This window comes from Rheinheimera sp. 4Y26 (genome assembly GCF_025245835.1).
Classification (GTDB): domain Bacteria; phylum Pseudomonadota; class Gammaproteobacteria; order Enterobacterales; family Alteromonadaceae; genus Pararheinheimera.
The window spans coordinates 511,901-534,778 of sequence record NZ_JAOBWS010000001.1 but is presented as its reverse complement, the minus strand read 5'-3'; the positions used below and the strand labels follow the sequence as shown (position 1 = coordinate 534,778).

Annotated in this window: 22 protein-coding genes; 6 read left to right on the top strand and 16 right to left on the bottom strand. The window is 49.3% G+C overall.

The features are described 5' to 3' along the window. Positions 1-41: 41 nt before the first annotated feature. The 4 genes from N3Z11_RS02250 to N3Z11_RS02235 form a co-directional block, all read right to left on the bottom strand. Positions 42-851 (bottom strand): LytR/AlgR family response regulator transcription factor, encoded by an 810-nt coding sequence (locus N3Z11_RS02250; protein WP_260655515.1) that lies wholly within the window; start codon positions 849-851, stop codon positions 42-44. Between the two features lie 65 nt (positions 852-916). Continuing rightward, entirely contained in the window at positions 917-1,963 is a 1,047-nt protein-coding gene (locus N3Z11_RS02245; protein WP_260655514.1) for a sensor histidine kinase, read from the bottom strand. Then, positions 1,960-2,709 (bottom strand): hypothetical protein, encoded by a 750-nt coding sequence (locus N3Z11_RS02240; RefSeq protein WP_260655513.1) that lies wholly within the window; start codon positions 2,707-2,709, stop codon positions 1,960-1,962. Before N3Z11_RS02240 ends, N3Z11_RS02245 begins: the two co-directional genes overlap by 4 nt. A gap of 198 nt (positions 2,710-2,907) precedes the next feature. After that, a complete protein-coding gene (locus N3Z11_RS02235) occupies positions 2,908-4,650 on the bottom strand; it encodes a M1 family metallopeptidase (protein WP_260655512.1) in 1,743 nt (580 codons plus the stop codon). Positions 4,651-4,822: 172 nt separating this feature from the next. On the opposite strand from N3Z11_RS02235, the gene ggt reads away from it, so the two are divergent. Beyond that, the gene (gene ggt / locus N3Z11_RS02230; RefSeq protein ID WP_260655511.1) at positions 4,823-6,562 is read left to right on the top strand and encodes a gamma-glutamyltransferase; all 1,740 of its coding nucleotides are present in this window, start codon (positions 4,823-4,825) and stop codon (positions 6,560-6,562) included. 109 nt (positions 6,563-6,671) lie between these two features. Here ggt and N3Z11_RS02225 read toward each other — a convergent pair whose 3' ends face one another. Beyond that, the gene (locus tag N3Z11_RS02225) at positions 6,672-7,046 is read right to left on the bottom strand and encodes a DUF3718 domain-containing protein (RefSeq protein WP_260655510.1); all 375 of its coding nucleotides are present in this window, start codon (positions 7,044-7,046) and stop codon (positions 6,672-6,674) included. A gap of 323 nt (positions 7,047-7,369) precedes the next feature. On the opposite strand from N3Z11_RS02225, the gene N3Z11_RS02220 reads away from it, so the two are divergent. Next, positions 7,370-8,281 (top strand): S1 family peptidase, encoded by a 912-nt coding sequence (locus N3Z11_RS02220; RefSeq protein WP_260655509.1) that lies wholly within the window; start codon positions 7,370-7,372, stop codon positions 8,279-8,281. A 199-nt stretch (positions 8,282-8,480) separates the two neighbouring features. Here N3Z11_RS02220 and N3Z11_RS02215 read toward each other — a convergent pair whose 3' ends face one another. The 11 genes from N3Z11_RS02215 to N3Z11_RS02165 form a co-directional block, all read right to left on the bottom strand. After that, the gene (locus N3Z11_RS02215) at positions 8,481-8,948 is read right to left on the bottom strand and encodes a hypothetical protein (RefSeq protein ID WP_260655508.1); all 468 of its coding nucleotides are present in this window, start codon (positions 8,946-8,948) and stop codon (positions 8,481-8,483) included. Between the two features lie 184 nt (positions 8,949-9,132). Next, on the bottom strand, positions 9,133-9,861 hold the full coding sequence (gene leuE, locus N3Z11_RS02210; RefSeq protein ID WP_260655507.1) for a leucine efflux protein LeuE: 729 nt from the start codon (positions 9,859-9,861) through the stop codon (positions 9,133-9,135). A gap of 207 nt (positions 9,862-10,068) precedes the next feature. Further along, positions 10,069-10,527, bottom strand: coding sequence for a hypothetical protein (locus N3Z11_RS02205; RefSeq protein WP_260655506.1), 459 nt, complete (start codon positions 10,525-10,527; stop codon positions 10,069-10,071). Between the two features lie 510 nt (positions 10,528-11,037). Continuing rightward, entirely contained in the window at positions 11,038-11,436 is a 399-nt protein-coding gene (locus tag N3Z11_RS02200) for a hypothetical protein (RefSeq protein WP_260655505.1), read from the bottom strand. Positions 11,437-11,548: 112 nt separating this feature from the next. Then, a complete protein-coding gene (locus N3Z11_RS02195; protein WP_260655504.1) occupies positions 11,549-11,845 on the bottom strand; it encodes a hypothetical protein in 297 nt (98 codons plus the stop codon). Positions 11,846-12,548: 703 nt separating this feature from the next. Continuing rightward, positions 12,549-13,040: a peroxiredoxin gene (locus N3Z11_RS02190; RefSeq protein ID WP_260655503.1), complete on the bottom strand. Its 492-nt coding sequence runs from the start codon at positions 13,038-13,040 to the stop codon at positions 12,549-12,551. A gap of 153 nt (positions 13,041-13,193) precedes the next feature. Next, positions 13,194-13,958 carry a class I SAM-dependent methyltransferase gene (locus N3Z11_RS02185; protein WP_260655502.1) on the bottom strand — a complete coding sequence of 255 codons (765 nt, stop codon included), beginning with the start codon at positions 13,956-13,958 and terminating at the stop codon, positions 13,194-13,196. Continuing rightward, a complete protein-coding gene (locus tag N3Z11_RS02180; protein ID WP_260655501.1) occupies positions 13,955-14,689 on the bottom strand; it encodes a DNA-3-methyladenine glycosylase I in 735 nt (244 codons plus the stop codon). Before N3Z11_RS02180 ends, N3Z11_RS02185 begins: the two co-directional genes overlap by 4 nt. 117 nt (positions 14,690-14,806) lie before the next feature. Beyond that, complete coding sequence (locus N3Z11_RS02175; protein ID WP_260655500.1) at positions 14,807-15,154, bottom strand: hypothetical protein; 348 nt, start codon at positions 15,152-15,154, stop codon at positions 14,807-14,809. A 191-nt stretch (positions 15,155-15,345) separates the two neighbouring features. Beyond that, positions 15,346-17,397, bottom strand: coding sequence for an oligopeptidase A (gene prlC / locus N3Z11_RS02170; RefSeq protein ID WP_260655499.1), 2,052 nt, complete (start codon positions 17,395-17,397; stop codon positions 15,346-15,348). A gap of 155 nt (positions 17,398-17,552) precedes the next feature. Then, positions 17,553-17,990, bottom strand: coding sequence for a GNAT family N-acetyltransferase (locus tag N3Z11_RS02165; protein WP_260655498.1), 438 nt, complete (start codon positions 17,988-17,990; stop codon positions 17,553-17,555). Between the two features lie 198 nt (positions 17,991-18,188). Between N3Z11_RS02165 and N3Z11_RS02160 the strand changes: the two genes are divergently transcribed. From N3Z11_RS02160 to N3Z11_RS02145, 4 genes are all read left to right on the top strand, one after another. After that, positions 18,189-20,543 (top strand): M3 family metallopeptidase, encoded by a 2,355-nt coding sequence (locus N3Z11_RS02160; protein WP_260655497.1) that lies wholly within the window; start codon positions 18,189-18,191, stop codon positions 20,541-20,543. A 345-nt stretch (positions 20,544-20,888) separates the two neighbouring features. Continuing rightward, positions 20,889-21,614 (top strand): LytR/AlgR family response regulator transcription factor, encoded by a 726-nt coding sequence (locus N3Z11_RS02155; protein ID WP_260655496.1) that lies wholly within the window; start codon positions 20,889-20,891, stop codon positions 21,612-21,614. A 219-nt stretch (positions 21,615-21,833) separates the two neighbouring features. After that, complete coding sequence (locus N3Z11_RS02150) at positions 21,834-22,340, top strand: chemotaxis protein CheD (protein ID WP_260655495.1); 507 nt, start codon at positions 21,834-21,836, stop codon at positions 22,338-22,340. A 186-nt stretch (positions 22,341-22,526) separates the two neighbouring features. Continuing rightward, a complete protein-coding gene (locus tag N3Z11_RS02145) occupies positions 22,527-22,862 on the top strand; it encodes a DUF3718 domain-containing protein (protein ID WP_260655494.1) in 336 nt (111 codons plus the stop codon). The last annotated feature ends 16 nt before the right edge of the window (positions 22,863-22,878 follow it).

Sequence of the window (22,878 nt, the reverse complement as noted above, 5' to 3'; positions counted from 1 at the left end):
CCAGTAAAAGCTTTCCTGCCTGCAACTGGCGGGCTTTTTGTCTAGCTATTCAGCCACTTACGAAGTAATGCTGTGCGGGTTTTGCTGCTTATTAAAGGCTCGGTCTGGCCGCGCAGATACACCGCCAGATTTTCTTTGCCATAAGGCTCCAGCCGCTCAATAAAGTTAATCTGGATAATGTCACTGCGATTAAGCTGAAAAAACCGGCTTGGATCTAGGCTTTCGGCCAGCTGCTGCACGTTGTTTTCACTGAGCATCAGGCTTTGGCCCTTTTCATCCTGCGCCAGCAAAATGCCTTTGACAGCGCGGATACAACTGATATTGGCCGCTTCCAGTAACTTCAGCCCCTGGCCCTGCTTTAATAAAAACCGCTGACGATAACCAGGCTGCGGTGGTGTGGTTGGTAAAGCCTGTGCTGCTGCCAGTGTTATTGCCGCAGACGCTGCTGGCATCTGTGCCTGCGCCAGCAGCTTGTTTTTTAGCTGCGTCAGTTTTTCCATGGTGTCGCTAAACACTTTATAAGTAAAAGGTTTCAGTAAATAACCTACAGCCTGATGCGAAAATGCCTGCACGCCATACTGATCATAAGAAGTGGTAAAAATAACAGGGCAAGGCAAATCGAGCTGCGCCAAAGCTTTAAATACCGCGCCGTCTCTAAGTTCAATATCGGCAAAAATCAGCTGTAACAGCGGCAGCTCGTCCTGCTCAAAAAAGGCCAGCACTTCGGCCACTGAGGTTAATACCGCCACTATTTCAGCCGCTGGCTGGTACCTTTGAATAAAACCGGCCAGCTTTTCGGCAGCAAGAGGTTCGTCTTCTATCAGCAATACTTTCAGCAATTCTTGTTGCAAAACCGTCACCTTATCAGTGCTTTATACTGTGTTTTACCAGTGCCCTTGTGTCTTTGTGTCTTTGTTTATAAAGCACTCAGCGGTAAGGCCAGACAAAACTCACCTTGTTGTTGTGTCACCTGAATATCCCGTTTAAATAACACCAGGGCACGTTGTTGTAAGTTTTTCAGCCCAAGGCCAGTGGATTCAGGTGCGTATAACTTTGGCCTTAATGTGTTGCGGACAGTTAACCAGTCGCCTTCGGTGCGGATCTGAATGTGCAGCGGCTGCTGCGGGCTTGCTTCGTTGTGTTTCACCACATTCTCCAGTGCCAGCTGCAGAGCCCCCGCCAATACCAGCTGTTGTTCAGGACTAAAACCTGCAAGCTCAATCTCCAGCAAATAACTGTTGGCAAAACGCTGATTTAACAGCAAGAGATAATCCTTCGCAAAAGCCAGCTCCTGTGCCAGCGTCACCAGCGGCGTGGCCTGCTGCTGCAACTGATAACGGTAAATAGCAGTAAATTTTGCTAAAAAATCTTCAGCTTCATCGGGGTTTTTATGAATAAGCGCCGACAACACATTGAGGTTATTGAATAAAAAATGCGGATCCATTTGTTGTTGTAACAGCTGCAGTTGCTGCTCAGCCGCATTTTTTTCGGCCATCAGCAACATTTCCGCCTGCTGGCGCTGCTCTTTCAGCGCCTCGAGTAACAACACAAAACCGCCAACCAATAACTGCAACAGCGCGTACATCAGCATGTTTTTCAAAAGCAAAGTTGCGGAAAAAGGATAACCCTGTAACTGCTCTATGCCTTGTTGCAGCAGGGTCATCAGCACAACAAACAGCAGTGTGCCCAGCAATAAAGTTTGCAGATAGTGCACACTTTTGTTTGCCCTTTTTGGCAAACGCCGCTGCAACCAGCGGGTCAGTGCCAGCGCCAGCAGCCCCTGCAGCGTCAGCCAGATTGGTGCGTCAAAATAATAATGCAGCGCTTCACCGGGCGCTGTTTGCAACAGCGCCACATATAACCAGAACAAATGGGCAAACAGCAGCATACCTACCACAGGTTTGCCAAGCCGCAGCCAGAACGGGGCTGCCGGCTGTGCGGGTACAGATGCGGCCATGGTCATGGTTTCAGTTCCTTCTGCTCAGGTAAACGTAACATCTCTTGGCCTTTGGCATCATAAAACACCAGCTGAGGTTCGCCTTTGGCATTCACTGCCATTTCAATCCGTTTTTTACCTGATGGATCATTGAGTTGCAACATGGCTTTGTTATTAAGGGTGCCATAAAAAGCGCGGCGCGCACCATGAATGGAGCCGTCTTTATTGACATCCAGCGTTTCGAGCCTGGCAATAGCGGCCTTATCGCCTTGTTCTGCCGCCAGCGCCAGCTGCATATAAAGATCAAAATCCAGTTGCGGCCGATCGACAATATTTAAACCTGCGATCAGCATGCCATCCTGCTCAATATGCTGCAGCGCCACCACCTGATCCTGGTTATAACGGTCAAACGACAAATGCAGGCCATGCTCAATTTTGTCGCCGACTTTTTTACCACGGAAAATCAGCCCGCCATTTTCAGTGCCTTCGTCGTTATAAAAAATCATGCCGGGGCGCTGACCCGGGTCAAACACCACTTTGCCTTGTTTAATGGCTTTGGGCGCATGGGCGGTATTGGCCAGCACCAGCCGCGGATGCCCTGTTGGCTCCATGACATTCAGCCGCTCAACATTCAGCTCTCGCACAGAGGTTGTGTCTTTTTGCAGAATTTGGGTTTGCACTCCAAGCGCCACCACAGCAAAACCCAGCACCAGATTGATGGCGGTTTGCAGATGAGTTGTTTTAAAACTACTGTTTTGATTGTTGTTATTCATGTTAAAGCCCCATTTGTCTGTGTTTCAGTTGTCTGGAACTCAGATTACAAAGCGGGCGCTGTGCCGGGCAGGCAAAAACGAACAGCAGCGGAAAACTGCTTTTTAGCGGAGGAAAATAAGCAATAAAGCGCCGCAAAGGCAGCGCTTTATCTGAACGAGCTGTGACTGGCTGATTTAGGTCAGCTGCTAAAACAGCTGTTATTCCGCCCTTTTATTTTTAACTTTGGCGCGGTTTTCTTCACATAAACCAATCAGCGGCAGTTGGCGTAGCACTTTCATCTGCGGGTCAATCAACAGCTGATCTGTGCTTTTAAGCGCAACAGTCACAGCACCTTTGCTAAAATCCAGCAGCTGCGTTTGGCCATTAATGCTAATTTCAACCGGCATAGGGAAAGGTTTTTTATTGGGGCTTAACCAGCTAAAAGTCACGGCATCGCCATTTTGTTGCTGTTTCAGCTCAGGCAAAGCCGCTTCATATAAATACACATCAAATAACCACTGATAATCCTGACCTGTGATGCGGTTGACTATGCTGATAAATTCTTTGGTATTGCGATAACGTGGTTTTATCGGGTACTGCAACTTTGCCGTATCTGCTGTGCCATACAGCAGCTCGCGGGTGGCCTGCCAGAACGCCTCTTCACCAATCAGATTGCGCAGGCTATGCAGCACCCAACCGCCTTTGCCATAAATATCCGGGTTAAAAGCCTGATCTGAGGTCACCACGCCGCTTCGCACCACAGGCTCGCAGTTTAATAAACCTAAATAAGACTTATACATTTGATAGGAATACGCAGCGCTACCGAGTTTTTCCAGCGCGTAAGCGGGCTGCATATAAAGACCAAAACCTTCGTGTAACCAGGCGTCGTTCAGCTTTTCGTGGGTCATCAGGTTGCCAAACCATTCGTGCGCCAGTTCATGGTGCAACAGCCAGTCAAAACCATATTCGTCGCGTTTATACCCTTTGCCATAAGCGTTGACGGTTTGATGTTCCATCCCCAGATGCGGCGTTTCCACCACCCCCATTTTTTGGTCACCCCAGGGATAGGGCCCCAACCGGCGTTCATAAAAAGCCAGCTGCGCACGCACATCATCTTTTATCAATGTTTTGGCTTTATCGGCATTGTCGCTCAGCGCCCAGAATTCAATAGGCACAGTAGCGCCGTTAATGCTTTGATAAGTCTCAGAAATACGGCTGTAAGGACCAATATTCAGCGCAATATTGTAATCGCTGGCCGGCACCGATAATAACCAGTCAAAACGCTGTTTATTGCCGGGTAACTCGTCGATTTTTTGTAGTACGCCATTGGTCACTGCGCTTAAGCCTTTAGGCACTGTCAGCTTTATCTGCATGCGGTCGGCTTTGTCGCTGAAATGATCTTTACAGGGCCAGAATAAATCACAACCTTCGCCCTGCACTGCGGTGGCAATAAAATGCTCGCCTTTGGCGGTTTTGCTCCAGACCGAACCACCGGCCCAGGGTGCATTTTTTGCCACATGAGGTTTGCCGCTGTAATACACCGCCACTTTGGCTGTGGCGCCTGAGGGCTGCTCTGCACCAAGCGCAATAGTCAGTACCCCACCCTGACGTTGGTATTGCGCTGTTTTACCGTTCACCTCAATCTTGCTGATGTCAAAACGGCTGTCGAGTTTGAGCTCCACTTTGTCGCTTGGCGCAACCAATACAAATTCAGTTTCACCCACACCTGCAATTTTTTGCTCGTCAGGAAATATCTCTAAATCAAGGGCATATCTTTTAACGTCGGCTTTTTGCGCCAGTTGTGATAACGGCTGGCCGGTGTCGCCAATCACCGGATCCAGCGCCATGGTGCTGCTGCAACCAGCAAGAGCCAGTGCCAGCAGGCTCAGGCCAAAACCGGTTTTTTTCTGTGGCAAACAAAAGGGATGAGGTGTGATCTGGTGCGGTTGAACAACGGCCATTGCAACTCCTGCGCGCTTTGCTATTTAAAAAATTATCATGCCATGAAAACCAGATACAGCGCTTGGGCGTAGCGCACCGGCCATCGGCGGAACTGGTGCGTTGGTCGTTTGTTGATGGAATTTAGCGATCACTAAAGTAAGCTCTAGGCTCAAAAAATCAGCGGAGCCCGTCATGTTTTCGAAACCTGTTGTGTTGTTAAAACCTGTTTTTGTGATTTCGGTATTGAGCCTCGCCATCAGTCCGGCATATAGCTATGACAGGGTTACAGGCCATGATTTTGCCAGTCGCTCTGAAGTGATAGCCCCCCATGCCATGGCCGCCACCAGTCAGCCGCTGGCCACTCAGATTGCGCTGGATATTATGAAACAAGGGGGCAACGCCATAGACGCCGCTATTGCCGCCAACGCTGCTTTGGGTTTAATGGAACCCACAGGTAACGGCATCGGCGGTGACTTATACGCCATTGTCTGGTCGGCCAAAGACAAAAAGCTGTTTGGCCTCAATGGTTCAGGCCGTTCACCCAAAGGCATGACGCTGGAAAAAATGCAGGCTGAAGTAAAAAAACTCGGCCGCACCGATATTCCTCCTTATGGCATGTTGCCCATTAGCGTGCCTGGTGCTGTGGATGGCTGGTTTAGCCTACATGGCAAATTTGGCAAATTGCCAATGGATAAAATTCTGGCTCCTGCCATTCAATACGCCGAGCAGGGTTTTCCGGTGTCTGAATTGATTGCCTATTACTGGGGGGCATCGGTGCCGAGATTGTCGCCGCAACCCGGTGATTTTAAAGGCACTTTTACCATTAATGGCGAAGCACCAAAAAAAGGCGATATTTTTAAAAACCCAGGCCTTGCCAATACCTTAAAAATTCTGGCCAAAGATGGCCGCGACGCTTTTTATCAGGGTGAAATCGCCCGGAAAATTGACGCTTTTATGAAAAAAGAAGGCGGTTATCTGCGTTATGAAGATTTAGCCTCGCATAAATCTGAATGGGTAGAGCCGGTATCCGTCAATTACCGCGGTTTTGATGTCTGGGAAATTCCACCTAATGGTCAGGGTATTGCCGCTTTGCAGATGCTGCAAATTTTAAAAAATTTCGATTTAAAATCCATGGGTTATAACAGCGCAGAAAGCCTGCACACCTTAATTGAAGCAAAAAAACTGGCCTTTGAAGACAGGGCGAAATTTTATGCCGATCAGGATTTTCACAAGGTGCCGGTCAAAGGCCTGATTTCTGAAGCTTATGGCAAGGAGCGCGCCAAGCTGATAACCGACAAAGCGGCGCAGCGGGTGGACGCAGGTAACCCCAACCTGTATGAAGGCGATACCATTTATATGACCACAGCCGATAAAGACGGCAATATGGTGTCGCTGATCCAGTCAAATTACCGTGGTATGGGTTCTGGTGTGGTGGTGCCTGGTTTAGGTTTTGGTTTCCAGGACCGTGGCCAGATGTTTTCGCTGGACCCTAAACACGCCAACGCTTTTGCGCCTGGTAAACGTGCTTTTAACACCATTATTCCGGCTTTTATTACGAAAGATGGCAAACCTTATGTCAGCTTTGGTGTGATGGGCGGCGCTATGCAGCCTCAGGGCCATGTGCAGATTGTGGTGAATATGATTGATTACGGTATGAACCTGCAGGAAGCCGGCGACGCCGCCCGTTGGCAGCACCTTGGCAATACTGAACCTACAGATGGCAGCCAGATGTATCTGGAAAACGGCGGTTACACTGAAGTAGAGCGTGGCGTGCCTTATCAGACCATTCAGCAACTGCAGCAAAAAGGCCACGACATCCGTTATGGTTTTGGCGGTTATGGTGGTTATCAGGCAATTATGAAAGACCCAAAAACCGGCGTGTATTATGGTGCGTCAGAGTCGCGTAAAGATGGGCAGGCGGCAGGTTATTAAGCGGCTTTTTTCAGCTGTAATAAACAGCCAACTGAGCAAATAGCTGACTGACAAACAGCAAAAAGGGCGGTCTTAACCGCCCTTTGTTTTTCCCCTGTTTGGACAGTGATTAATCCTGACCAATCCGGGCTTTAATATCGTTAATTAATGATGAAGAAGCCAAACCATTAGCACCGGCCCAGGCCTCTAAATCTTCTGCCACCAGCGCTTTAGCCGGCATCTGTTTGACAAAAAAGGAACCCACTTCATAAGCGTCACTGCGCATGGCAAATTTAATCAGAGATTCGTTATTGCACTGCACGCTGTCATAAATTTTACGTACGTTCAGTTTGTTATCGCTTAACAGCTTACGGATGCGGTTTTTATCATCCGCCTTGGTATATTCACATATAGAAGTCGCCCACTGATCATTCGCCAGCGCCGAAGGTGCGCTAAAAGCCAGCATAGTTACCGCAAGCGCCACTACAGTTACAGTTTTCTTCATAACAACCTCATCCAGACTTGAAAAATTTTCTCCCCCGGCCTCTGTTGTGAGCCGGCTCATGCCAAGTATTGGCGTTTATGACACAAAGGCAAGCTGGCAGATGGCAAATTCGCTATCGAATTGATTTGATTGCTGGTTTTTTATTCTTGTCGCTGTTTTATGCATACAAATATGTTGCAAATGCCACACTAAAAAACCTGACGCTGACAATTTATTGATATTTTTCTGACATCATCCATCTGCGCTGGCGCCAGAGCGAAACCGCTGTAAGGCTAACAAAACCCCATGCAACTTCAGTCTGTTAGCAAAGCGGAGCGGCAAAGATGCGGCCAGCCATCACACTTCAGATTGCAGCGACAATAGCTGTTTTTGTCGCCACGCTGTTTATGGCTTCTCCAGGCCCTGCTTTGGCGGCCTCTGAGCCTGAGCCTGAAGCGCCGGCACAAAACCTGGCTCAGCTTTATCCGTTGCCGCTGATAGCAACAGGCACAGAGGTAGCGGCAGAGGAATTTAGTTTTATGGTGTCGGTGCAGCTGGGAGGTGGCCATTATTGCAGTGGCGCGCTGATAAAACCCGACTGGGTACTCACCTCAGCCCGTTGTGTGGCACATCACCAGGCGGGTGCACAGGTGCGGCTGGGCAGTGAGCAGATCATGTCAGAGCACAGCCTTATCAGCATTCAAAAAATTCTGCGTCATCCACTTTATCAATACCACAGCCATCAACACGACATTGCCTTGTTGCAACTTGCAGGCGCTGCCCCAGCGCAGTTTCGGCCACTGCAACTGCCAAACGCCCGGGTGATGGCGCAACTGGTTTACCCCGGTGTTTACCTGAAAAGCGCCAGCTGGGGCGCCTTGAATGCCAGAGGTGAAGCGGCTGAGCAGTTATTGCAACAAAGTTTGCCGCTGCAGGCTCACATAAACTGCAACGGGCCAACGGCTTATCAGGGCGCGGTACTGCCCTCAATGCTGTGCCTTGGTTTTGCCCGCGGCGATAACAACAACTGTGTTGCTGACAGCGGCGCACCATTATTGGGGTTTTATCAGGGCAACTATTACCATCTTGGCGTGGCAAGCTTTGGCCAAAGCTGCACACAAACTGATGATGTAGCTGTATTGAACAATCACAGCGCCGATGCCTGGCATGCCACCCGCAGCGGCAACTACACCATATTTAGCAGCAGCTGGTTTTATCTGGATTGGCTAGAGGCTGCTTTGTCGGGCAACAATTAACGAAGTTCTAAAGAAAAAAGCAGCGGACTGCAAAACCGCTGCACAAAAGGGCGTGAGCCAGGTGATAAAAAAGGTTAAAAAATCAGGTATGTATCTGCTGTAGGCAAAAGCTGGTCACAACAAGAAAACTGATACTGCACTTTTTTGTTCCGCCAGGCCGTTTGCATCTGCCTTTGTTATGGCTGCTTGTATTCGCTGTTTATTGCCAATACTCGATGATGCGGCTGACTTTATCACCCCGAAATTCAAACACTGCTAAATGATGGTGTACCGCACCCTGCTGCATTTCCATCCGCTGTACCGCCACGGCGTTATAACCCGGTATTTGTGCTTGGATCTGATAACGTGGCGCCGTCAGGTTGTATTTGCCCATCGCCTGCAGCCTAAGCGTATTGGCGTACAGTTTTTCTCTGGAATATTCACCGCCATACACCTGGTGCTGATACACAAAGTCGGCGTGATACATAGCAAAAAGCGCATCCACATCAGCCTGGCTGGAACCTTTCAGCATCACTTTATTTTGTGCGTCGGTGATGGCCACAACTTTGGCTTTAAGTTCTTCAGCATCGAGAACCCGGGCATCCGCAGGCTGCGCTGCAGCACCACAACAGAAGCCCAAAAACAGCACACAAGCCAAGCCTGATAATAACCCCATAAATTTTTGCATGATGCTTCCTTGCTCTTTTGAAGCTGTTGTAAGCCAGACTAATCAACAACACGAAAACGCCAGCACCAGCCGTGACCAGTGGTGGAAAATTTGGGATAGGCACAAAAGCACCCAAAAGGCAGCCTGGGTTATTTCAGAGCGGCGAGTGACGCATGCAAAAAACGACACCGATACAGCCCTTACATCAGGCCCATACCAGCCGGACGGCAAAAGCGTTGAATAACAGCCCAAGCAGCAGATTACCCGCCATCGCCACTTTGGGTTGATGACCAAAAAATCCGGCAATAGCCCGGCCGGCATAAATCAGCACAGTCAGATAACAGAGGCTAACCAGCTCCAATACCAGCGCCAGCATCAGATAAGGCAACCAGGCCGGCTGATAGCTGTAGTCGATAAACTGAATAAAAAACGACAGGTAAAACAAAATGGCTTTGGGGTTGGTCAGGCTCAAAAGCAAAGACTTACGAAACACCGAACCGGTCTTTTTTGTGCTGCGCACTTCTGCGCTTTCTTCTATGCTGCCTGCTGCATGGTCTTCTGTACTGCCTTCTGCTGTTCCTTCTGCAATGCCTTGCGTTCTCGTTTGCGTGCTTTTTGCTGCGGTGCTGCTCTTATGCTGGCGCAGGCTTAATAAAATCTGCACGCCCAGATACAACAAATAAGCAGCACCTAAATACCGCACCCAGCGAAACAGTTCAGGGGATGCCAGTAACAACGAAGCCACGCCCAGATAAGCCAATAAAATCAGCACCGCATCACCAATCAGCACAGCAGCAACTGCTTGCCAGGCCGCCTGAGCCCCCCGGCTGATGCTGGTTTTGAGCACAAACAAACTATTGGGCCCTGGCAGCAGAATAATGACAATGACACCGCTGAGAAAAGTCCAGAACTGCACAATACCGAGGTTTTCCATACCACTCCTGAGCAATTTAATAGCGATCAGTGTCAGGTCTTGTGTTTTGCCTAGCTCTAATAGCCTCTGCAGTGATCAGGGGCAGATCTTGCGTTTTGTTTAGCTCTCATAGCCTCAGAATCTAAACTTCAGCGCACCTGACTGCAAAAATAAACTAATTAGCATGAGGGTAAAACACAAAACCTGCCCCCTATTAAGCTTTATTTGTTATGTCCTTTGTTGTCGTGTGATCGCAATTTTTGCATGATCAAATTCATTAGCCTCCCCAAATATTATTGGGCATTCAATCACTGTATAAATGTCTTTCTCAGTTGATTTTTCATCAGGGAACTCAGACTCACACTTTGAAATAAACTCTCCGGATTTGTTAAAAAGGCTCAATGAAATGTTGTACGTAGTATGGATAAAAGAAGAATCATTCAAATTTATATGCTTTGTAGCAAAAATAATTTTTTTAGATTCAATTGAGGTTTTGACTATTTCCAAACCTAAAGAATCTGCGAGCAACGTCAATTGTTTTGAAGATAATTCCTGCAAGCGATTTTTGTAACCATATTCTATAGATGCAGCAAACCTGGATACTAGCACTGAAAATATAAGCCCAGCCGCAAGAGAAAAACCTACCCCCCACAAAAATCCTTTATAAAGTTCCATTAGATTTTTCAATTAATGCTCCTATACATAACGCCCGCCACACGGGCGAGCAACTTGTTGCGAGTAAAGCGGCCACAGACGCGTTGTGCTGGCGTTTGTTAGCCATATTTAGACCCTATTGAAATCTTGTACAGATGATAAAGCGCATATAGGTAAGCTGTAGGCCAGACGAATAGAATTATTAGAGCAACAAACATGCTTAAATTCTTGAAGCAATGAACGACTGAGCAAACCACAATATAAAATAAGCTCCCCACAGTGATGTAAAGCCATACTATTTCCCACCAATACATTTCGTCTGATGTAAGGCTATGATCAGTTGCTCGTGAGTCACCCAAAGCACCAATTAAAGCCAAATAGCACCACATACTGAGACTCATCAACAGCAAAAACGGTAAGTATCTGGGGCTATTAAAATATTGCACGACGTTCCTTGTTCTTGCTGGCTAACGCCCCGCATGCGCGCGAACTTGTGAGCGTCGTAGGGGCCGCAGGCCCCGAATGACGCGGATAGTTAGGTGCTTAAGTTGCCACCTTAACATCTACCAAACCGATTGACTCAACCAAAACCACGTAATCGGCACCAAAAATTAAATATGATTCTAATGATGCATCTGCAAGATATGAATCAAGATGAGCATAAAAACTGCGCCTGTAATTGGCTGAAGACTTCCAAATTGGAGATTCTTTTGCCCCCTTTCCCAGCGATACAAAGTCAACTTCACTAGACATACCCGGTAGCGGCGACAACTCGTAATTACTTTCTTCAACACAATAGAATGCAATCACATGGCGGAAGAGCACTTCTATTACCTGCGAGTGGAATGCTAGCTTTATAACAACACCACTTGCATCTGTTCGTACATCGACTTCAGGGTACAAACCCAAATTTTCATCAGTTAGAAAATACGGAGAAAACATCTGCGATCACCTAACGCTTTGCTAAGGGGCAACCGAAACGTAGTGTAGGTTGTCCCGCGGAGGCCGCGCTTTTTTGCGGCCGGAGTGTACTTGAGCAACTTGTTATAAGCCATTAGCTCGACCTTGGAGACCAGCTTCCACCACTACCATGATAGGTTTCTGCTCGAAGACAATATTTCTGCTTGCACTCTGGGCATATGAAGTTGTACTCAACAATATCATCCCAAAGTTCGCCCTTAGCTAAATCTCGAAATTGAACTGAAGTAAAACCACCCATCTCAGGAACATCTTGAATAATTGTTCCGTCTTCGAGGTTGTCAGAAACAACCCTTATTGCTTTCGATAAATCCCCTGGATTTTCGATGCGAAAGCTTTGGTTGACTTCTTCACAGTGGCGACAATGGCTCATGTCTTCCTTGGCTTATAACAACTTAATCAACGGGATAAACCACGCTTTAAATCGTGGTTTATCCCTTATTTCGTTCCAATATGCTTCAAAACTACACAGAAATATGATTGACGACAAGTGGTTATAACTGCAGCGTTTTTTTGTGAGTGTGAAAGCGTGGATAAACCCGCACAGTTAATTTGCAACAAATAAATTACAAAACGAGCCGTAAAGTGCAGCTAGCTAGTTAGAACAATACTCATCTCCCAGCCAGTGCTTTCCCTCCCCGTTTAGCGAGCAGTTGTTTTGGCCGGTTTTGAGGTTTTAAGCCGACAACTGTTTGAGACGGCTGACGCTAGCAGCCGTCGAGTTTTGGCGGCGCCTCAAAAGCGAGTCAAAACAACAGGCTTTCGAGCGATCTCGGGGTCGTTTTTTGCGTCACTTTTTGTCGATACAAAAAGTGACTCGCCCGCGGAGGCGAGTCTCCGCTTCAATAGCACCATCAGCTGCAAGCTGAAAACAAAATACTTCAGGCATCAACCAGACCGTCTTGAATGTGCAATACAAGACGCCATCCGACGTACTGCCCGCTGCGACTACGCCCCAAATTGCAGAGTGCCAAAACACCAAAAACAAAAAAGGCGCACCGCCTATAACAAGTACGCCTTAATTTTCAGATGAAAACCAAAAGGCCAAAAGCCACCCGCTCAAAGCAGGCTGGCAATTAAGAGGCAGAGCGCTGCTTCACTGCCTCCAGCAGCACTTCCGCCTTGGTCAGCTCAAAGGTCTTGGGCGCGTCGACGTTTAACAGCTGCACCACACCGTCTTCCACTATCATGGCGTAGCGCAATGAACGCAGGCCGCCGAAGTCGCCGCTGTCGGTTGCCAAACCACAGGCGGTGGCAAAACGGCCGGCACCATCGGCTAAAAACAGAATGTCACCGGCGTTTTGCTGTTTGCCCCAGGCGTCCAGCACATAAGCATCGTTCACCGCAGTGCAGATAATACGGTCTACACCGGCCTGAAAAAACTGCTCGGCCAGCTCAATAAAACCGGGTAAATGCGCTGCGCTGCAGGTTGGGGTAAAGGCGCCCGGCAGTGCAAATAACACCACGGTTTCGCCGCTGAACACTTCTTTGGTGGTTAAAGTCACCACACCATTGTCGGTTAGTCGCTGGAAGCTGACTTCCGGTAATTTATCGCCCACTTTAATCATGGGTTGCTCCTATTGTGCTGAAATGATGAATAAGTCGTGCTGAAATCATCGTTGTTTATAACCCAAAGCGCCGTATTTACATGTGCCTGCATCTGCCTGCATTCACAAAAACCACGCTTCGCTGTGATCTGCTGTTATCAGCGTCGCGCTGCTTTAATCCAGCGCCGCTTTTACATACACATCAAATCTGTTGTTTTTACCTTCAATACTCATACTGGGTTTTTGTCCGGCCAGAAACTCAGCATAACCCGGCCTTTTGACCACCACTCTTTTCTGCGCCAGGTTTAAAGCCAGAGCCAGTAAAGGGTCGGCGTCGGGATCGCTGCCCACCACATCATGAAAAGCGCGCATTTCTTTTTTTACCGCAGCAGATTTTTCCCGCGCCGGAAACATCGGATCCAGATACACCACATCGGGCGCTGGCAAAGTTTGCAGCGCCTCGGCCGCACTTTGAAATACCAGCAGCATCCGTGGTGGCAACCAGTCGCACACTTCAGGGTCGAGCCGGGCACGGCGTAAACCGTCCCACAACAACAGCGCCACCGAAGGGTTACGCTCCACTAAAGTCACCTGAGCGCCCAAACTTGCCAGCACCAGTGCGTCGCGGCCAAGGCCGGCAGTGGCGTCTATCACTGTTAAACCGGCTTTTTTACTCAGGCCAACAGCTTTGGCAATAGCTTCACTTTTACCACCACCAAACTTGCGCCGGTAAGTGGCAGCGCCACTGGCAAAATCCACCAGAATGTCACCTTGTTTGGCAAGTTCGGTGCTACGCAGCACCAGCGCTTCGCCGGTCCAGACTAAATGCCAGCCTGTCACAGACGTCGCCAGGCTGATGCCAAAACCGGCGGCGGCATTTTGGATTTCTGCCGGCAGATTTTCTGTTGCCAGTAACTGATGTTCAGGCTGTATTGTCATGCGTTGTCCGCCATGTCAGCAGCACCGGCGCCAGTGAGCCCCAGATAATTGTCACCGCTACTGAGCGCCACCAGGCGGCTTAAAGTGGTCAGGCTAAAACCCGATTCTTGTTGCCACTGATTAAACTGCGCCTGAATTTTTTGCAGATTGCTTTTGCTGGTTAAACCCCCATCAATCACCTGATAAGCGCGTAAATAAGCTTCCACATCCTGGCTTAATAAAAAGGTGTCTTTGCCCATAGCGCGCAGCGCATAAGGGCCGGTGTTGCCACCCAGCCTGGCACCACGCTGCTTTAACAGCTGCCACAGGCCAATAATATTGTCTGTTGGCCACTGCGCGACCAGCGCAGCAAAACTGCCGTGCTCGCGGGCTAAATCGTTAATCATCAGCGCATTGTGTCTGATGGTAAGCACTTTACTGCCGTTTCGGATAATCCGTGGGTCCTGCGCTTTGGCCGCCAGCATTTCGTCGCTCATCAGCAGCATTTTTTCGATGGAAAAATCAAAAAAAACGTCACAAAAACCCGGCCATTTTTGCTCGACTACCCGCCAGACAAAACCACTTTGAAATACTTTTTTGGTAAAAGCGGCCAGCCAGTCGCTGTCCTGGTATTGCAGCAGTGTTGCAGTACTGAGCGGCTGTTGCCCCAATAATAACTGCAGCTGCGCTTCACCACCTTTGCGTTCAAGTGCCCGCTGATAAATCTGCGACACTGTTTCCACTTTGGCCATGGGCCCTTCCTTTTTAAAGCCAAAACTCAGCCGCTTTGGCTGAGCCTGGTGTTACTTCATTTGCTTTTTATCAGGCGCTGATATTCGCCTGTAACATCAGGCGGTTACATAAGCCTGTTACATTAAATCACCAGGCGGGCCAGCCTGGCAGACACCTTCCACCAGCACCACACCGGGTTTTGGCACCACTGCACAGTCAGAAATCAGTCCAAGCTGCTGATTATGCTGTTGTACCAGCTGGTTATAACGTGCCACCCTGGCCAGCAGTTCAGTTTCGTTGCCTTGTTCAGCCGAATACACCAGATAAGACTGCGGCCCGCCACAAGGTTTGGCGCCAAGCCCCACCACCCGGCACTGCGCCACTGAGCTGGCTTTGGCGCTGCCCACCAGCTGCACAATGTCCTGATACATGGCCTGCAGTTCGTTTCTGCTCACTGCTGCTGGCAGTTGTTGCTCTTTATTCATTACTACCCCGGCTGATGCTGGTGTTTGTGGCTCTGGTGCAACCTGAGCTGCAGACACCTGACTGCTGTCAGCAGCAGGCGTAACCCCCGCCTGTTGCGGTTTGGGGCTGCAGCCAGCCAGTGTTGCAACAAAGATTGTTGCCAAAAGCAGCGGCCGCTTTGCTGCACCACCCTTGGAGCCTGCGCCGCGCATCAGGCGGCGGCTCCGGCGTTGATACCCATATGGCGTAATAACGCTGCATTGGACGGTTCGCGGCCGCGGAACGCTTTAAACAGCTCCATTGGCTCGGCGCTGCCACCACGCTCTAAAATACAGGCCAGGAAGTCGGCACCGGTTTTTGCGTTAAATACACCTTCCTCTTCAAAGCGGCTAAAAGCGTCGGCTGACAATACTTCAGCCCATAAATAGCTGTAATAACCGGCGCCATAACCACCGGCAAAAATATGGCTGAAACTGTGTTGGAAGCGGTTAAAACGCGGCGGCACTATCACCGACACTTCAGCACGCACTTCATCCAGCATTTGCTGCACCCGGCCACCCAGCTCAGGCTGATATTCAGCGTGTAAGCGGAAATCAAACAAAGCAAACTCCAGCTGACGCACTAAAAACATCGCGCTCTGGAAGTTTTTCGCCGCCAGCATTTTATCCAGCAGCTGCTGTGGCAATGGCTCGCCCGTTTCATAATGGCCGGAAATCACCTGCAAAGCTTCAGGCGCCCAGCACCAGTTTTCCATAAACTGGCTTGGCAGCTCTACCGCGTCCCATGGCACACCATGAATACCGGCCACTGCGCTGGCGTCTACTTTGCTCAGCATATGGTGCAGGCCATGACCAAATTCGTGGAATAAAGTCACCACTTCATCATGGGTAAAAAGCGCAGGTTTTCCGCCAACTGGTTTATTAAAGTTACAGGTGAGATAAGCCACAGGGTGTTGCAGGCTGCCATCGGCACGCCATAACCTGTCCTGACATACGTCCATCCAGGCACCACCGCGTTTTTTGGCGCGGGCGTATAAATCCAGGTAAAAACTGCCTCTAAGCTCACCTTTGGCGTCCAGAATGCGGTAAAACTTCACATCAGGGTGCCACACATCCACCCCTTGCTGCTGTTCTACTGTCACGCCAAAAAGTTTATTCAGCACGGTAAATAAACCGCTCAGCACCTTAGGCTCAGGGAAATACGGCCTTAATACCTCGTCAGAAATGGCGTATTTGGCCATTTTCAGTTTTTCCGAATAATAGGTAATGTCCCAGGCGTTTAAGCTGCTCTGGCCATGCTCAGCACTGGCAAAAGCCTGCAGCTCGGCTAAATCCTGTTTGGCCTGAGGTTTGGCACGTTTGGCTAAATCAGATAAAAACTCCAGCACCTGGGCCGGGCTTTCAGCCATTTTGGTGGCCAGCGACTCTTCAGCGGCGTTGTTAAAATCAAGCAAAGTGGCCAGCTCGTGTTTTAGCGCCAGCGTTTCTTCAATAATGGCGCTGTTGTCAAACTGACCGGCGGTTGGGCCTTGATCTGAAGCGCGGGTGCAATAAGCACGGTACATTTCTTCGCGAAGCGAAGCGTTATCGGCGTAGGTCATCACCGCGATATAACTTGGGAATTCCAGCGTAAACACATAACCGTCCAGCTCGCGGCTTTGCGCTGCTTCTGCGGCGGCAAGTTTGGCATCTTCAGGCAAACCGGCCAGCAGGTTTTCGTCTGTCACCTGCTTAAACCAGGCCTGGGTGGCATCTAAACAATGGTTGGAGAAGGTAGAAGATAAATCAGATAACCGGCTTTGAATTTCACCATAACGCTGCTTTTTGGCATCCGACAAGCCAATACCCGACAATTTAAAATCACGCAGCGCGTTTTGAATCACTTTTTGCTGGGCGCTGCTCAGCGTCTGATATTCAGCGCTTTGACTCAGCTCCAGATAGGCCTGATATAAACCTTCATGTTGCCCCAGCCAGGTGCTGAAATCAGACAACAGTGGCAGGCAACTTTCATAAGCTTCACGCAGCTCTGCTGAAGAAACCACTGAGTTTAAATGCGATACCGGCGACCAAAGGCTGCTTAAATGATCGGAACTCGCTTCGGTAGCTTCAATCAGCGACTGCCAGCTGACCGGACGGCTTTGCACCGCCTGCTCTACCGCAACGCGGCATTCGGCTAACGCCTTTTCCACCGCAGGCAACACCATATCAGCACTGATTTTGGAAAAAGGCGGTAACGCCGTGAAATTAAATAACAGATTGTCCATAAAAACCCCGGGTGTTGCGACATGCAAAAAAGATAAACAGGATAATAACCTGAGTTATGGGTGGGTGCAGATTTTCTCAAGCAGCAAAAACAGAAAATAACAGGGACCCAGCCACTGGCCGGGAAAAATCCGCCGGCCAGTGCCGATGTGAACAGTCACGAGCCAAGCTGTTTTTCCATACAAATCGACTGCGAGCTGTATTTGTATTTGCCATAACTGGCGCACTTTTTAAAACCTTTATGCAGGTAAAAGTTGACCGCTTTGCTGTTGATAATACGTGCTGCGCCCACCAGTTTTTGAAAACCATGCTGACGGGCATAGTTTTCCAGATAAGCCAGCACAGCAGTGCCAACGCCGGGTTGGCGCGAATACATACGTTTAATTTCGGCAGTGCTGTCATTAAATTTCAGTAACAAACCACAGCCCACCGCCTTACCGTCATGCCAGGCCAGCACAGCCACCAGCACATCGGCACCATTCATCAACAGTTGTTGTGGATCTTCCTGCGCAGTGTGACCCAGGGCATCAGATAACGCCTTAAACAGCGCAAGTAAGGCAGGATCGCTCAAGGGTACTTCGGTCATACTGTACATAACTGTCCTCTTGATTTGGCTATAGTCACAGCTGTGGTGTGGGGTTTGTATTGCAGGCCAGACATGCAGAGTAAGGCTCTTGCCCGCCAGAGCCCGCTTGTTGTCACAACAGGCGCTGGCCAACGATGTTAATGAACTGAAAACAAAGGCAAATAAGCGGCGTTTTGCTGTCAGTTTTCTGCACCGGCTGCCCCCAGTATGGCTGACAAAATTCAGCTTTTGCAGCATCTGCGCTGTTATTTAACGCAAAGTAGCGGCTTTTGGCTGAAAAACTGCGTGACAGCAGCCCGCTCTTTGGCATACTCGGAACGTTTATTTGCCATCCGGCAACAACAGCTCACCCTGAATTCCAAGGAACACAAGATGAAAAAGACCATGGTTGCAACCACAGTTGCAGCAGTGCTGGCGTTAAGCGCCTGTACTGACAATAAAGCCCCTGCGCAAGCTGAACAACAAGCTCAAAGTGCAGCCCCTGCTGCAGCAGCTGATAAAACAGCCGCTGTCACAGCCAGCAACCCGCTGTTACAACCAAGTTCACTGCAATATCAGGCACCTGAATTTGACAAAATTAAGGTTGAACATTATCAGCCAGCGATGGAACAAGGCATTGCCGAACACGCTGCTGAAATTGAAAAAATTGCCAATAACCCTGAAGCTGCCACTTTTGAAAATACCATTGTGGCCATGGAGCAAAGTGGTGCACTGTTAGACCGCGCCAGCTCAGTGTTTTTTAATATGACCGGCACTATCAGCAACCCGGACATTCTGAAAATTCAATCAGAAATGGCACCGAAACTGGCGGCACACGGCGACAACATTAACTTAAATCCGGCGCTGTTTGCCCGTGTTAAAGCCATTTATGACAACCGCGCCAACCTGAATCTGGATGCTGAGTCATTACGTTTAACTGAAGTGTATTACGACCGTTTTGTGCGTGCCGGTGCGCTTTTAACTGACGAGCAAAAAACCAAGATCCGCGCTTTAAACGAAGAACATTCCAAACTGACCAACCAGTTCAGCCAGAACCTGTTAAAAATCACCAAAGACATCGCAGTCTTTGTTGATGACAAAGCCAAACTGGCTGGTTTTTCAGAAGCTGAAATTCAGGCTGCTGCTGAAGGCGCTAAAGCCCGTGGTCAGGAAGGTAAGTATGTGATTGCACTGACCAACACCACCCGCCAGCCTGCTTTAGCAGTGCTGGAAAACCGTGAACTGCGTCAGCAAATCTGGGAAGCTTCAGCCTATCGCGGCACCAAAGGTGAAACCGACAACCGCCCTCTGGTGGCTCGTCTGGCGCAAATCCGTGCTGAACGTGCGCAACTGTTAGGTTTTGACAGCTGGGCCGATTACCAGCTGGAAAAAGCCATGGCGAAAAAACCTCAGGCGGTCATGGATATGCTGGGTAGCATGGTGCCGGCTGTGGTTGCCAACACCAAGCTCGAAGCTGCTGCCATTCAGGAAATGATCAAAACTACTGGCGGTGATTTTGAGCTGCAGCCATGGGACTGGGAGTTCTATGCTGAAAAAGTCCGTAAAGCCAAATACGACTTAGACGAAAACGAAGTAAAACAATACTTTGAGTTTAACCGTGTACTGCACGACGGTGTGTTCTTCACCATGAACAAACTCTTTGGCATTAGCTTCAAAAAACGCCCTGACTTACCGGTTTACCACCCGGATGTAGAAGCTTATGAAGTGTTTGACGCCGACGGCAGCAGCATTGCTATTTTCTACGCTGACTATTTTGCCCGTGACGGCAAACGTGGTGGCGCCTGGATGAGCTCTTTTGTGGATCAAAGCGACTTAGCCGGCACCAAGCCTGTGGTTGTGAACGTGATGAACATTCCAAAAGGCCCGGCCGGTGAACCAACGCTGGTGAGCTATGACAATGTCACGACCATGTTCCACGAATTAGGCCACGGCCTGCACGGTATTTTCTCTAAAGTAAAATACCCAACGCTGGCCGGCACTTCAGTGTCACGTGACTTTGTTGAATTCCCGTCAACCTTCCAGGAAGACTGGGCAGCTTATCCTGAAGTGATTGCCAACTACGCCAAACACTACAAAACCGGTGAAGCCATTCCGGCTGAACTGCTGGCAAAAATTATGAAGTCACGCAGCTTTAACCAGGGTTTTGACACTCTGGAATATATGGCGGCCGCTTTAGTGGATATGGAATGGCATGCGTTAAAACCAGGCACTGAAATTCCTGACGTGGAAAAATTTGAGCAAGACGCACTGAAAAAACACGGTGTAGACATTGCTGCAGTGCCACCACGTTATAAATCAACCTACTTCAGCCACTCTATTGGCGGCGGTTATTCAGCCGGTTATTACGCTTATATGTGGTCAGAAATTCTGGCAGCAGACGCTTACGCTTTTGTGCAGTCGCAGGGTGGCCTGAAACTGGAAAACGGCGTGAACTTCCGTAAACACATTTTATCTGTTGGCAACACCCTGCCACCAATGGAAGCTTATAAAAACTTCCGTGGTCAGGAGCCAACCACAGATGCGCTGCTGATCCGCCGCGGTTTAAAAACCGCAGTGAACTAACAGCACACAAAACCCGCCATCTTGTATGCTGACTGAATAAAGCCGGTGCCTGCACCGGCTTTTTTTTATGCTGCCTCTGCCAACTGGCCGCTTAAGTTGACAGCACTGCAGTGCCAGCACAATGTAAGGGCTTCCCTAAAATGTGAAAATTTGTAAGCAGAACAGTATCAGCGTTAGCGATTTTCATAAAATCTGAGTTTGCCGGTGCAAGAAAATCACAGAAATATAACCCAAACAAGTCAGTTTAACTTATTGTTACCGAATGATTTTTAGCGGTATGTGTCTTGGGGCTGCCAAAGGCCATTGCCTATACTGAGGCACCTGAAACCGGAGCTGGAGCAAGGAATGCCGACGCTAAAATTGATGGTCGCCGACAGTGATCTGCAATCCTGCCGTCACTTGTTAGGTCTGTTAAGTTATTACCCCAATTTGCAGCTGCAAAGCTGTTGTCACGACTACGACGAACTGCAGCAGCAGTGTAAAGAACCACCCGACTTAATCTTTCTGGATATGCATTTGCCGGGTTTACCCGACGAGCAGCTGCTGTTCAGTGACAAAACCCCTTATCAGCCACCGCTGCTGATAGCCCAAAGCCATAGGGAGCAGGACGCATATCACGCGGTGGAAAGTTATGCCTTTAATTTTTTATTAAAACCGGTCAGCCGGCTGCATCTGGCGCGCACTTTAATGAATGCACACAGTTTGCTGCGCCAGCAGCCGGAACAAAGTTACAGCCCCTACCCGGCCAAACTGAAGTTTCACAATGGCCATTCGATGCTGAGCCTGGATGAACCCGGTGTGCTGATGATCCAATCAGCCGGCAATTATCTGTGTATTCACACCACGGACGGCAATCACGTGGTGCGCGATACCCTCAAAGCTATTTTGCCCAGACTACCCAAATGTTTTGTGCAAATTCACCGCTCGACGCTGGTGAATCTGCACCATCTGAAACAGCTGAGTTTGCAGCGCGGGGTCTATTTGCTGGAACTGACCGACCATAGTCTGGTGCCGGTGTCGCGCCGTTTTAAACGTGAGCTGCAGTCATTATTACGCGACTATTTAATTTAGTGATTTTATTGCTGCCGGCACAGATGCTCAGACATAAAGCCAAATCTGTCGTCGGCTGAAAAATAAACCGCAGCGGCACCAGCACCTAACCATTTGTTTTAAAATACATTTCCACTATCAGTGGCGCATTCTTCCTGCGCCGCTGTACATTTTTGTACGTTTTTTTACCGGCTTCACTGCTACACCTGCATCAACAACAGCAAACAAAGCAGTACCAAGATGTCTTCAGCGCCGTCCGACAAAGATTTTGCCAATAGCGCCTGGTCACGCCCTGGCAAACTTTATCTGCAACCCGGTGAGTTGTATGTCGGGGCCGGTTATCCTTTGATCCAAACCCTGCTCGGCTCTTGTGTGGCGGTATGCGCCAGCCACAGCCAAAGTGGTCATCTGGCCATTTGCCATCTGGTGTTGCCATCTGGCCGGGGCCAGCTGACGGCCGATTATCGATTTGCCGACCAGAGTCTGCCGGTGCTGTACCGTGCAGTAACGCAGCTGGCACCGGCGCGGCACTGGCAATGGCAATGGCGTTTATTTGGCGGCGCCAGCATCAGTGGTGAACGGGATTATTTTGCCGTAGGCCAGCAGAATCTGGCCGCAGTACAGGCTTTTGCCAGCAAACATCAGATCCGCTTTTGTCACAGCGACACCGGCGGTCAGCAGGGCCGGATTATTCAGCTCAGACAAGACGGTAGCTTTTCCCTGCAATATTGTGGTCAGTCGATTTAACCCGGTCGGATAGTGAAAAGTGACGACTAAAATCCCTCTGTAGTGACGTCCGTCACTGATTTTCTGCCGCTTGTCCCTTAGGCTCAAAACTTCACCCATTAGTCACAACCAGCCTGTTTCCAAACGCCGGCTCTGCCACACTGCAGTCGTGATCAGCAGGGATCACATCACTCAGAGGAAACGCAGATGAAAGCAAGATTCTCGTTAGCTACAGCTCTGGTGGTTGCGTGTTTTGCCTTCCAGGCTGGCGCAGGTCAGACTGAGCAACAACCTTTTGGCTACAACGCTTTGGTGAAAGTTTGCACCGAAACCCGTCAGGATGACAGACTTGGCCTGAAAAACGCCCTGAAAGAAAACAGGATCAAAATTCAGACCGCAGTGGATAAAGTGGTTTGTAATGGTATGCCGCTGATTAGTTTTGCCCGGGCAGAACAATCTTTTAAAGTGGCAAAAATGCTGGCCCCCTATGATCGCAAAGGTGAAGGCCATGTGGATATCAAAGATATCGCCGCACCAAACTAAAACACCCACTCAGGTT